This window comes from Kitasatospora sp. NPDC056800, from assembly GCF_042789775.1.
Taxonomy (GTDB): Bacteria; Actinomycetota; Actinomycetes; order Streptomycetales; family Streptomycetaceae; genus Kitasatospora.
The window spans coordinates 1-10,581 of record NZ_JBHUAL010000275.1 but is presented as its reverse complement, the minus strand read 5'-3'; the positions used below and the strand labels follow the sequence as shown (position 1 = coordinate 10,581).

Below are 10,581 nucleotides of genomic sequence, written 5' to 3'. Positions count from 1 at the left end.
CCGTTCGATAATGGGAAGCATGAACGATTCGCCCTCCTTCTCCCTGCCGGCCGGTCTGCCGCGACTGGAGCGCTGCGCCGTGATGGGCGTGGTCAACGTCACGCCCGACTCCTTCTCGGACGGCGGGATGTGGCACGACCCCGCCAAGGCGATCGCGCACGGCCTCGCGCTGCGGGCCCGCGGCGCCGACCTGGTGGACGTCGGCGGCGAGTCCACCCGGCCGGGCTCGCAGCGGGTCCCCGAGGAGGAGGAGCTGCGCCGGGTGATCCCGGTGGTGCGCGAGCTCGCCGACGCCGGGGTGGTGGTCTCGGTGGACACCATGCGCGCCTCGGTCGCCGAGCGGGCCGTCGAGGCCGGCGCCGCGATCGTCAACGACGTCTCCGGGGGGCTCGCCGACCCGGCGATGGCCCGGGTGGTCGCCGAGACCGGCGCGCCCTTCGTGGTGATGCACTGGCGCGGGCAGTCCGCCGACATGGACCGGATGGCCGTCTACGACGACGTCGTGCGGGACGTGGTCGCCGAGCTGACCGACCGGGTGGACGCGCTGCTGGCGGCCGGGGTCAAGGAGGACCAGCTGATCCTCGACCCGGGGCTCGGCTTCGCCAAGACCTCCGAGCACAACTGGGCGCTGCTCGGCCGGCTGGACGCGCTCACCGCGCTCGGCCGTCCCGTGCTCGTGGCGGCTTCGCGCAAGCGGTTCCTGGGTACGCTGCTCGCCGACCCGGCAACCGGGGAACTGCGTCCGGCCCGGGAGCGCGACGACGCGACGGCCGCGGTGTCGGTGCTGTCCGCACGGGCGGGAGCCTGGGCGGTGCGGGTGCACGACGTGTCCGGCACGGCGGATGCCGTCCGGGTGGTCGCGGCCTGGCAGCACGCGGCGCGGTTGGGGTGAGGGAGGGTCTGTGACAGGTGACGGCAGGTTGAGCGGCGGTACGGCCGGGCGGGCCCGCGAGGCGGACCTGGAGGCCGTTCTGGCGGCGAACCAGGGGCTCTACGAGGCGCTGGAACGGGGGGACCTGGAAGCGGTCGAGGACGCCTGGCTGGGCGCCGCGGACGCCGACGACAAGGGTGGCGTGGTGTGCGTGCACCCGGGCTGGCCGGTGCTCCGCGGCCGGGCCCAGGTGACCCGTTCGTACATGCTGATCATGATGAACACGGAGTACATCCAGTTCTTCCTGACCGATGTCGAGGCCGAGGTGCACGGTGATGTGGCCCTTGTCACGTGCACCGAGAACATCCTGTCCGGCGGAGAGTCGGAGGAGGAGGGGGAACTCGGGCCGCTGGTCGGCGGAAAGGTCGTGTCGACGAATCTGTTCCGTCGTACCCCGGCCGGGTGGAAGCTCTGGTCGCATCACGGTTCACCCGTTCTGACCAGCGGGGACGACGACGAGGAGAGCTGATTCCGGCACTTGCGGAAATGCGGTGCCGGGAAGTCGCCGGGAATTTCCGAGTGGTCACCGAACGTTCACGTCAATCGCCATATCGGTGCGCGTGGCGTCGGTTCGTGCCGGGTAGGACGGTCAGGCGTTGTCCGTGCTCGCGGGTAGATTCGAAACGGAGTGGCGGGCGTGCCGCCCGCCTTCGCCCTGCCCGTCCATGCCTTTCTCCGGGCGGGGCCCGTCCGACTGGGAGCAGTGATTCGTTTGCTGGACCGCGTCACCCTGCGGGGGCTGCGAGCCCGGGGCCACCACGGCGTCTTCGAGCGCGAGCGCGTCGAGGGGCAGACCTTCGTGGTCGACCTCGTGCTCCACCTGGACACCCGCCCCGCCGCGGCCGGAGACGACCTCACCCGCACCGCGCACTACGGGCTGGTGGCGGAGGAGGTCACCGCGATCATCGCCGGGGAGCCGGTCGACCTGATCGAGACGCTGGCCCAGCGGATCGCCGACCAGTGCCTCAAGCACGAAGCGGTCGAGGAGGTCGAGGTCACCGTGCACAAGCCGGACGCCCCGATCACCGTGCCGTTCGACGACGTGACCGTGACCATCCACCGGGGCCGCGCATGACCCCCACCGCGCGCCCGGTATCCGATGTAGAGGACGTTTTCCGATGAGCGAGCGAAGCGAGCGGATGATCAAGAGGTGCGCATGGGTGAGTGCCCCTGCTGAGCGAAGCGAGGCGGGCGCATGAGCACCAGTGACCCGACCGCCACGCCGAACGCGTTCGACCTGGAGAGCCGGGTGGACTCCGCCGACACCACGCTGCACAGCCAGCGCTGCGCGGTGATCGCGCTCGGCAGCAACCTGGGCAACCGGCTGGACACCCTCCAGGGGGCCGTCGACGCGCTCGCCGACACCCCGGGGCTGAAGATCAAGGCCGTCTCCGCGGTGTACGAGACCGAGGCCGTCGGCGGGCCCGAGGAGCAGCCGAACTACTACAACGCGGTCGTGGTGCTGCGCACCTCGCTGCCTCCGCGGGACCTGCTGGAGCGCGGCAACGCCATCGAGGACGCCTTCGGGCGGGTGCGGACCGTCCACTGGGGCCCGCGCACCCTGGACGTCGACATCCTGGCCTACGAGGGCGTGCTGAGCGACGACCCGCAGCTGCTGCTGCCGCACCCGCGCTCGCACGAGCGCGCCTTCGTGCTCGCCCCCTGGCTGGACGCCCAGCCGGAGGCCGAGGTGCCCGGGCACGGGCGGGTGGACGCGCTGCTGACCGCGCTGGGCGGTCCGGACGCGCAGGGCGTGAAGCGCCGCGAGGACATCGGGCTGACGCTGCCCGAGTAGGTCCGGAGGCCGGTGACCGGGGCCGTTGCCCGGGGAACTCGGCCGGGGGCCCGGCCGTACGAGTAGGTGTCCGCCGTTCACGCGGGTGCCCGCCCGGCCGGGCCCGGTACGGTGGCCTGGCGTCGCCGCGCCACCGGGCGGGCGGCCGGTTCGGGTACCCGGGAAGGACCTCCTCCGAGTGAAGCTGCTTCGCCTCCGCCTCCTGATCGGCATCACCGCCGCCACGACGGCGCTGTCCTGGGCCGGCTCCAAGCTGTGGGCCTCCGTGGACACGCTGCCGGCGGTGCCGGCCGCGGCGCCGGTGGTGCTGGCGGCGGTCGCGGTGGTCCTGCTGGCGACCGCGCTGTCGCTGCGGGCCCGGCTGAAGGCGGTGCGCGAGCGGCAGCCCGGGGCGAAGGGGGTCGACCCGCTGCTGGCGGCCCGGGCGGTGGTGCTGGGGCAGGCCAGCGCGCTGGTCTCCTCGGTGGTCACCGGGATCTACGCGGGGGCCGGGATCTACCTGCTGGGCGAGCTGGACGTGTCGGCCCGCAAGGACCAGGCCGTGACGGCCGGGCTCGCGGTGCTGGCGGGGGCCGCGGTGATCGCGGCGGCGCTCTGGATCCAGCACGTGTGCAAGCTGCCGGAGAACCACGACGACCCGGGCGGTCCGGCGGCGTCGCACCGCTGAGACGCGGCCGGGGCCCCGCCGGGGCGCCGCCCGGGCGTCACGGGGGCCTCGACGGCCCCGCCGGCACCGTCCGCCTCGTCGGCACCGCTGAGCAGGGCTTTCTTCGTGATCTTGCGTGAGAATCCGGGCACGTGCGGTAAAAACCGCACCCTGTCAAGGGCGGAAGGGGACCCTGGGCTGACAGGCCCCCAATTCGCACGCTAGTTTCTTGGACATGTCTCGCGGACGCCACCGTCATTCCTCCGTCCTCGGCCGGGTCTTTCCCCCCACCGCCGCCGGCGTGCTGCTGGTCGCCGCACTGGCCGCTCTGCTTTTCAGTCAGGACACCGTCCTGGTGCGCTCGGTGGGCGTCGCGGCGGTGATCGCGACGCTCGGCTTCGCGCTGCTGCTGCGCCAGCGGGACAAGGCGGCCCGGGCGGCCGCCGAGACGTCCGCGGCCCAGCGGCTGCGCGCCGAGGAGCGGTTCGAGGAGCAGCTGGCCGAGGCCGAGTACGCGGCGGAGGTCGCCGAGGAGCGGGCCACCCGGTTCGGGCGGCGGCTGACGGCGGAGAAGTCGCGGCTGGCGAAGGCCGAGACCGAGATCGCCCGGCTGCTGCGCGAGCGGGCCGTGGCGGTGGCCGAGCAGGCGCTCAAGGAGGCCGAGGCGGCCCAGCAGGCGCTCGCCGCGAGCCGTCCGAAGCACCCGGCCAGCCCGGCCGCCTACGTGCGGGCGGCGTCCGTGCTGCGGCTGCTGGAGCGCCGCGCGGCGGAGCAGGAGGCCCGGCGGGCGCGTACGGCGGGCGCGGAGGTGGCCCTGCGGAAGCCCGCGAAGGAGTCGCCGGTCGCCCCGGCCGCGTCGGTGGCCGTGCCGGCCCCGGTGGCGCCCTCGGTGCCGACCCCGGGGCAGGCTCCGGCGGCCCCGGCGCCGGTGCGGCCCGAGCCGGTGCGTCCGGCGCTGACCGCGACGGTCGGTCAGCTCGGCGGCGCGTCGGCCGGGCCGGCCGCGGCGCCCGCGCCGGTGGAGCGGCAGCGGCCGCGTCCGGCGCAGTCCGGTCCGGCCCGCGGGCAGGGCTTCAGCTTCTTCGGCCGCGGTGCGGCTGCCCCGGCGCGCCCGGCGGCCCCGGCACCGGCGGTGGGCAGCGTCGCCGAACTGGGGGAGCGCGCCGACCTGGCGGACGTGGTGGGCGACGAGGCGGTGGCCGAGAAGGCCGTGGCCGAGGCCCGGGCGGCGGAGTCGGCCGAGCGGCCGGAGCAGGGCGGGCCGACCGTGGTGGACCTGACGCCGGAGGACGAGACCGAGCTGATCCAGCTGCCGGAGCTGCGCGCCTCGCGCTGAGGCCCGCCGGGCCCCGGAAACGGAGAAACCGCGGCGCGGGGAGTCGGACGGACCGACTTCCCGCGCCGCGGCGTTGTCCGCGGGTGCGTCAGAGCTGGACGCCGAAGTCCTGGGCGATGCCGGCCAGGCCGGAGGCGTAGCCCTGGCCGACGGCGCGGAACTTCCACTCCCCGTTGTTGCGGTAGAGCTCGCCGAAGATCATCGCGGTCTCGGTGGCGGCGTCCTCGGAGAGGTCGTAGCGGGCGATCTCGGCGCCGCCGGCCGCGTTCACCACGCGGATGTAGGCGTTGCGGACCTGGCCGAAGTTCTGGCCGCGGGCGGTGCCGTCGTAGATGGTGACCGGGAAGGTGATCTTGGCGGCCTCGACCGGCAGGCCGGCCAGGTTGATGTTGATCGACTCGTCGTCGCCCACGCCCTCGCCGGTGCGGTTGTCACCGGTGTGCACGACGGTGTTGTCCGGCGTGCTGGTGTTGTTGAAGAAGACGAAGTGGCCGTTGGACAGCACCTTGCCGTCCGCGTTCAGGACGATCGCGCTGGCGTCGAGGTCGAACTCGGCGCCGGTCGTGGTGCGGACGTCCCAACCCAGGCCGACGGTGACCGCGGACAGGCCGGGGGCCTCCTTGGTCAGCGAGACGTTGCCACCCTTGGAGAGGCTCACTGGCATGACGATTGCAGTCCCTTCGTTCGCTTCGTTCGCTATTTCCCGGGACAACGCAATACCGCAGTGGCTTGGTTCCGCAGGGGCCGTGAATTCTTCGTGGGCGCCCAACGGAGGGAAAAGACCGGGCAAAGGACGTGTCAGATGCGCCGGAACCGGCCCTGCAGCGTCCAGATGTTCGGGTTGTCGGCCAGGTCGGGGTGCATGTCGAAGAGGTCGGCCAGGGTGTCCTGGAGGAAGTCCCGGGCCTCGCGCCGCAGCTCGCCGTGGCGGACCACCACCGGCGGCTCGTCCGGCAGCCAGGTGGCGGTGACCTCGACCCAGTTGAAGCGGCGGGCGAAGCGCAGCAGCTCGGTGTTCTGGGTGAAGTCGAGGTCGGCGGTCTGCACCCGGGCGGCCCGGACGCCGTCCGGGTCGCGGTCCAGGAGTTCGGCGACGTCGCACAGCGCCCAGGCGAAGTCGAGCACGGGCACCCAGCCCCAGGCGGTGGACAGTTCCGAGCCCTCGCCGTCCAGGTAGACGTCGCCGCAGAACAGGTCGTACCGCAGGGCGTGCACGGACGCGGTGCGGTAGTCCGTCTGCGGGGGGTCGGGGAAGCGGTTGGAGAGGGAGTAGCCGAGCTCGATCACGTACGCCATTGTCGGGGCTCGGGGCGCCCGGGGGTAACCGGGTGCGGAAGCGGGGGGCGTACCGATATCCGGGTGACCGGACGGGCCGGGCGCGGGATGATGGGCGCATGTCCGAGCCCATCCGCGTACGGGGGTCGGTGGTCGTCCCCGACGCCGAGCTCGTCTGGCGCTTCTCGCGTTCCTCCGGCCCCGGCGGCCAGCACGTCAACACCTCCGACTCCAAGGCCGAGTTGCGCTTCGACCTGGCCTCGACCAGGGCGCTGCCCGAGGTGTGGCGCGAGCGCGCGCTGGAGCGGCTGGCCGGCCGGCTGGTGGACGGCCGGGTACTGGTGGTCCAGGCTTCGGAGTTCCGCTCGCAGTGGCGCAACCGGGAGGCGGCCGCGGCCCGGCTGTCGGCGCTGCTGACCGAGGCGTGCGCGCCGCCGCCGAAGGCCCGGCGGGCGACCAGGCCGAGCCGGGGGATGGTCCAGCGGCGGCTGGAGAACAAGAAGCACCGCTCCGAGCTGAAGCAGGGCCGCCGGGCGCCGCGGGGCGGCGAGTAGCCGGCGCGGCCTCAGCCGAGGGTGCGGTAGCCGCCGCGGAAGTAGAGCAGCGGGCGGCCGCCGGGGTCGGGCACCGTGGCCTCCAGGACGCGGCCGAGCAGCAGGGTGTGGTCGCCGGCGGGTATCCGCTGCTCGGTGCGGCACTCGACGGTGGCCAGCGCGCCGTCGACCAGCGGGGCGCCGGTGCGCGGGCCGCGGTGGTGCGGGGTGTCCGCGAACAGCAGCCGGTCGCTGAGCCGGCCCTTCATGGCGAACCGGGAGCCGAGCGTCTTCTGTCCCTCGGTCAGCACCGAGACCGCCCAGGTGTCCACCCGGGAGAGCACCTCGTCCATCCGGGAGTCCTCGCGGACCGAGATCAGCACCAGCGGCGGCTCCAGCGACACCGAGAGGAAGGACGTGGCGGTCATGCCGACGTCCTCGCCGTCCTCCGGGTCGTGGACGGTCACCAGGCTCACGCCGGCGGCGAGCTGGGAGAGGGCAGCCCGGAACTCGTCGGGCGTGGCGTGGGGGGCAGCTTCGGGCTGCGGCGACGGGTACACGTACCGCACGGTAGTCGTCACCCGGGAGGAACGGCATCGGGCCTTGGTCGTAGGACCGGCGGTCCGGCCGAAGGGTTACGCCCGGTGGCCGAACTCACCCTCAGGAGTGAAGCGACCGGACTGGCGGGCGCAGTCGGCTTCAGTCGGCGGCCAATGCGGTCGACCACCAGAAAAGTTCCGATGGCGCTGTATGTCCCACTACGGGACAGATGAACTGATTAAGGGCGCATTAGTCTCGTGTGATTTAAGTCACAAGTGATGGCCTATTGCTGACCGAGCGTGCCGAGCGCTGTGCTCCCTGTGATTCAGTTCTTCTGGCAATCGGACGATAACCAATCAAGAACTATCCGAAGCAGCCGGGGAGCCCCCGCATGGAAGCCGAGTCGGAGCCGTACGTCCGTCTCGCGACCCTCCGCACCTTGCACCGGGTCGTGGCGGACCTCAACGCTGCCCGCAGCCTCGCTGGCACGCTCCAGGCCGTGGTCGAGGGCGCGGTGCACGGGCTCGGCTTCGACGCCGCCGCGGTCAGCCTCGTCCGGCCCGACGGCGACCTCGTGGTGGCGGCCGTCTGGGAGCTGGAGGAGAGCCCGATGGGCGGCCCCTCCGTCCTGCTCGGCCAGGTCGGCTCCCGGGAGTCCTGGGACCGGCTGCTCGGCGTCAGCGACCACTGGGGCACCCTGCGCTTCCTGCCGTACGACCGCGGCTGGGCCGTCGCCAGCGACATCCCGCGCTGGATCGGGGACGGCCCGCTGCCGGTGTACGCCAACGACTGGCACCCCGCCGACGGGCTGCTCGCCCCGATGTACAGCGCCGGCGGCGACCTCCTCGGCGTCCTCTCGGTGGACCGCCCGCGCAGCGGCAAGCGGCCCGGCGCCTGGACCCGCGAGGCGCTGGAGATGTTCTCGCTGCAGGCCTCCATCGCGATCGGCAACGCCCGGCTGCGGGCCGAGATGCAGCGCGCGCTGGCCCGCTTGGAGAAGGAGCAGCAGGCGCTGCGGGCCAGCGAGGAGAGCTTCCGCCAGGCCTTCGAGTACGCGCCCAGCGGGATGGCGATCACCGAGCTGCACGGCGTCGGGCGCGGCCAGCTGACCAGGGTCAACGACGCGCTCTGCCGACTGCTCGGCCGGCCCCGGGCGGTGCTGCGCCAGCAGAGCTTCGCCGACCTCGTGCACCCCGAGGACCGGGCGCTGCTGGAGCGCACCAGCGCCGAGAGCGGCCGCGCGGAGCTGCGGCTGTCCCGGCGGGACGGCGGCTACCAGTGGGTCTGCCTGCGCAACTCGATCGTCGCGGACGCGGCCGAGGGCCCGAGCTTCCTGCTCACCCACGTCGAGGACATCGAGGACCGCAAGCGGCACGAGTTCCAGCTCGCCCACCGGGCCAGCCACGACGCCCTGACCGGGCTGCCGAACGGCGCCGAGCTCAAGGCCCGGCTGGCCCGCCGGCTCTGCGCCCAGCCGCAGCCGGTCGGCGCCACCGGCGGGCAGGTCGAGGTGGCCTACCCGCAGCCGTACGGCTACCCGGCCGACTCCTACAGCGCGCACGCGGCGCACGACGGGCTGGAGGGCGCGGACCGGTACGCCGGGCCGGCGCACGGCTACGGCCTGCCCGAGGGGCTGCCGGGCGGGCTCGGCCCGGGCTTCGGGGAGCACGTGCACGCGGTGGTCCCGGCCGAGTACGGGCCGGGCGGAGAGGCCTGGTCGGCGCCGTTCCGCTCGGGCACCGCGGCGGCGGTGGACAAGGGGCTCGCGGTGCTCTTCTGCGACCTGGACGGCTTCAAGTCGATCAACGACCGGTTCGGCCACAACGCGGGCGACGCGGTGCTGGTCGAGGTCGCCCGGCGGCTGAGCCAGGCCGTCCGGGACGGCGACACGGTGGCCCGGCTCGGCGGCGACGAGTTCGTGGTGCTGGCGGACGGGATCGGCCGCGAGGAGGCCAAGGACCTCGCCCACCGGCTGCGGGGCGCGATCATCCCGCCGATGCGGATCGACGGACGGGCGATGCGGGTGGGGGTGAGCCTCGGCGTCGGCTGGGCCGGCTGCGGGATGAGCATCGAGGAGGTGCTGCAGACCGCGGACGAGCGGATGTACGACGAGAAGCGGGCCCGGGGCGGGGCGGTGCGCGGGGCGCGCGGCGAGCGCTCGCACCGGCGCGCGGGCTGAGCCGGCGGCGGCCCCCGCGGGCCCGGGCCGGCCCTGGTCGGTCCCGGTTACCCGTGAGTTGTCAAGGGTTCTTTTCCCGCCGTCACATACGGCAGGTAGGGTTCCCGGTACGACAGCGTCCATGATCTGCGCCGCCCGCAGCAGGCGGCGCACCGGATGGGGGAGCAGACCACCGTGACGACCGCCGGCAGCAACGGAGTGCCCGAGGGCCAGGGGGGCGGTGCCCCGCAGGACGACGACCCGTTCGGCTACCTCTACCGCCCGGCCGACGGTTCCACCGGGCAGCCGGCCGAGCCGCAGCAGGGGGTCCCGCGCACGCCGTACAGCCGCCCGATGGAGGTCGGGCGCGCCCAGTACGGCTACCCGCCGCGGGCACAGCAGCAACAGCAGCAGCCGTACGGCCAGCAGGGCATGCCGCCGCAGTACCCGGGCGGCCAGCCGCAGGCCCCGTACGGTCAGCCCGGCCCGCCGCAGCAGCCCGAGTACGGTGCGGCGCCCACGCAGCAGACCCGCTACGCCGAGCACTCCCGGCCGCAGCCGGGGGAGGAGCCGCGCAGCAGCGGCCGGAGCAAGGGCGCGGTGATCGGCGCGGTGGCCGTGGTCGCGGCGATAGCGATCGGGGCGGGCATAGCCCTCTCCACCGGGGACCCGGACGACAACAAGACCGGCAAGGGCGGCACCGCCACCACCGCCCCGCCGGCCCCCACCACCCCGGGGCCGACCGCCACGACCGCCAGCGGCTCCCCCTCGGCGAGCGCCACCCCGGTCTCCGGACCGACGACCGTGGACGCGGGCCAGCTCCAGGGGCAGAACGCGCCCTCCGGCAACACCGTCAAGGGCGCCAAATCGGCCGACGGCAGCTACCTGACGCTCCAGCCGGGCGGCTCGGTGACCTGGACCGGCGAGATCGCCACCGCCGGGTCGTACAAGCTGACCGTGCACTACAACTACTCGGGCGCGGAGTTCAAGGGCTCGGCCGCGGTGAACGGCAAGGACTGGCCGAGCGGGGTGACGTACAGGATCTACGGGCCGCAGCCCAAGGACCAGACCTCCGCCTGGTACAGCACCTGGATACTGCCGCAGTTCCAGGCCGGGCCGAACACGGTGACCCTCACGGTGCCCTCCGGCGCGGTCCTGGTCGACCAGATCACCATCGAGCCGGGCGGCTGAGCCCGCCCCTCCTCCGGACACACCACGGCCGCCCGTCCCCGCGTGGGGGAGGGCGGCCGTCGGCGTCGCTCAGGCGGGCTCGACGGTGGAGAACCTCTCGCCGCCGACGATCCACCGGCCGCGGCGCATCACCGCGACCAGGTCGTAGCCCTCCGAGTCGACCACGACCAGGTCGG

The 10,581-nt window shown here is 73.7% G+C and carries 12 protein-coding genes; 9 read left to right on the top strand and 3 right to left on the bottom strand.

The window, feature by feature from the left end; translation table 11 throughout:
* Window positions 1–19: 19 nt before the first annotated feature.
* From folP to ACFRQN_RS37505, 6 genes are all read left to right on the top strand, one after another.
* Window positions 20–892 carry a dihydropteroate synthase gene (gene folP / locus ACFRQN_RS37530; RefSeq protein ID WP_049654059.1) on the top strand — a complete coding sequence of 291 codons (873 nt, stop codon included), beginning with the start codon at window positions 20–22 and terminating at the stop codon, window positions 890–892.
* Window positions 893–920: 28 nt separating this feature from the next.
* Window positions 921–1,400 carry a nuclear transport factor 2 family protein gene (locus ACFRQN_RS37525; RefSeq protein ID WP_049654066.1) on the top strand — a complete coding sequence of 160 codons (480 nt, stop codon included), beginning with the start codon at window positions 921–923 and terminating at the stop codon, window positions 1,398–1,400.
* 246 nt (window positions 1,401–1,646) lie between these two features.
* Window positions 1,647–2,006: a dihydroneopterin aldolase gene (gene folB / locus ACFRQN_RS37520; protein WP_049654068.1), complete on the top strand. Its 360-nt coding sequence runs from the start codon at window positions 1,647–1,649 to the stop codon at window positions 2,004–2,006.
* Between the two features lie 120 nt (window positions 2,007–2,126).
* Window positions 2,127–2,726, top strand: a complete 600-nt coding sequence (gene folK, locus ACFRQN_RS37515) for a 2-amino-4-hydroxy-6-hydroxymethyldihydropteridine diphosphokinase (protein ID WP_049654060.1) — start codon at window positions 2,127–2,129, stop codon at window positions 2,724–2,726.
* A 178-nt stretch (window positions 2,727–2,904) separates the two neighbouring features.
* Complete coding sequence (locus ACFRQN_RS37510; RefSeq protein ID WP_049654061.1) at window positions 2,905–3,393, top strand: DUF3180 domain-containing protein; 489 nt, start codon at window positions 2,905–2,907, stop codon at window positions 3,391–3,393.
* A 214-nt stretch (window positions 3,394–3,607) separates the two neighbouring features.
* A complete protein-coding gene (locus ACFRQN_RS37505) occupies window positions 3,608–4,708 on the top strand; it encodes a hypothetical protein (protein WP_380745043.1) in 1,101 nt (366 codons plus the stop codon).
* 88 nt (window positions 4,709–4,796) lie between these two features.
* On the opposite strand, the gene ACFRQN_RS37500 is transcribed toward ACFRQN_RS37505, so the two are convergent.
* Together ACFRQN_RS37500 and ACFRQN_RS37495 are read right to left on the bottom strand one after the other, a co-directional pair.
* The gene (locus tag ACFRQN_RS37500; RefSeq protein ID WP_117489042.1) at window positions 4,797–5,372 is read right to left on the bottom strand and encodes a TerD family protein; all 576 of its coding nucleotides are present in this window, start codon (window positions 5,370–5,372) and stop codon (window positions 4,797–4,799) included.
* Window positions 5,373–5,506: 134 nt separating this feature from the next.
* On the bottom strand, window positions 5,507–6,004 hold the full coding sequence (locus ACFRQN_RS37495; protein ID WP_369808326.1) for a hypothetical protein: 498 nt from the start codon (window positions 6,002–6,004) through the stop codon (window positions 5,507–5,509).
* Between the two features lie 98 nt (window positions 6,005–6,102).
* On the opposite strand from ACFRQN_RS37495, the gene arfB reads away from it, so the two are divergent.
* The gene (gene arfB, locus ACFRQN_RS37490; protein ID WP_117489044.1) at window positions 6,103–6,537 is read left to right on the top strand and encodes an alternative ribosome rescue aminoacyl-tRNA hydrolase ArfB; all 435 of its coding nucleotides are present in this window, start codon (window positions 6,103–6,105) and stop codon (window positions 6,535–6,537) included.
* 11 nt (window positions 6,538–6,548) lie between these two features.
* Here the strand turns inward: arfB and ACFRQN_RS37485 are convergent, their stop codons facing one another.
* On the bottom strand, window positions 6,549–7,085 hold the full coding sequence (locus tag ACFRQN_RS37485) for a flavin reductase family protein (protein WP_369808329.1): 537 nt from the start codon (window positions 7,083–7,085) through the stop codon (window positions 6,549–6,551).
* Between the two features lie 362 nt (window positions 7,086–7,447).
* On the opposite strand from ACFRQN_RS37485, the gene ACFRQN_RS37480 reads away from it, so the two are divergent.
* Both ACFRQN_RS37480 and ACFRQN_RS37475 read left to right on the top strand, forming a co-directional pair.
* Window positions 7,448–9,235, top strand: coding sequence for a diguanylate cyclase domain-containing protein (locus ACFRQN_RS37480; protein WP_380745040.1), 1,788 nt, complete (start codon window positions 7,448–7,450; stop codon window positions 9,233–9,235).
* Window positions 9,236–9,391: 156 nt separating this feature from the next.
* Window positions 9,392–10,405: a hypothetical protein gene (locus ACFRQN_RS37475; protein WP_117489047.1), complete on the top strand. Its 1,014-nt coding sequence runs from the start codon at window positions 9,392–9,394 to the stop codon at window positions 10,403–10,405.
* Window positions 10,406–10,581: the final 176 nt, after the last annotated feature.

What these genes read in the sequence shown, in the direction of transcription:
- arfB (WP_117489044.1), top strand. Translation starts at nt 6,103, where the DNA reads ATGTCCGAGCCCATCCGCGTACGGGGGTCGGTGGTCGTCCCCGACGCC.
- folP (WP_049654059.1), top strand. Translation starts at nt 20, where the DNA reads ATGAACGATTCGCCCTCCTTCTCCCTGCCGGCCGGTCTGCCGCGACTG.
- ACFRQN_RS37505 (WP_380745043.1), top strand. Translation starts at nt 3,608, where the DNA reads ATGTCTCGCGGACGCCACCGTCATTCCTCCGTCCTCGGCCGGGTCTTT.
- folK (WP_049654060.1), top strand. Translation starts at nt 2,127, where the DNA reads ATGAGCACCAGTGACCCGACCGCCACGCCGAACGCGTTCGACCTGGAG.
- ACFRQN_RS37480 (WP_380745040.1), top strand. Translation starts at nt 7,448, where the DNA reads ATGGAAGCCGAGTCGGAGCCGTACGTCCGTCTCGCGACCCTCCGCACC.
- ACFRQN_RS37500 (WP_117489042.1), bottom strand. Translation starts at nt 5,372, where the DNA reads ATGCCAGTGAGCCTCTCCAAGGGTGGCAACGTCTCGCTGACCAAGGAG.
- ACFRQN_RS37495 (WP_369808326.1), bottom strand. Translation starts at nt 6,004, where the DNA reads ATGGCGTACGTGATCGAGCTCGGCTACTCCCTCTCCAACCGCTTCCCC.
- ACFRQN_RS37475 (WP_117489047.1), top strand. Translation starts at nt 9,392, where the DNA reads ATGGGGGAGCAGACCACCGTGACGACCGCCGGCAGCAACGGAGTGCCC.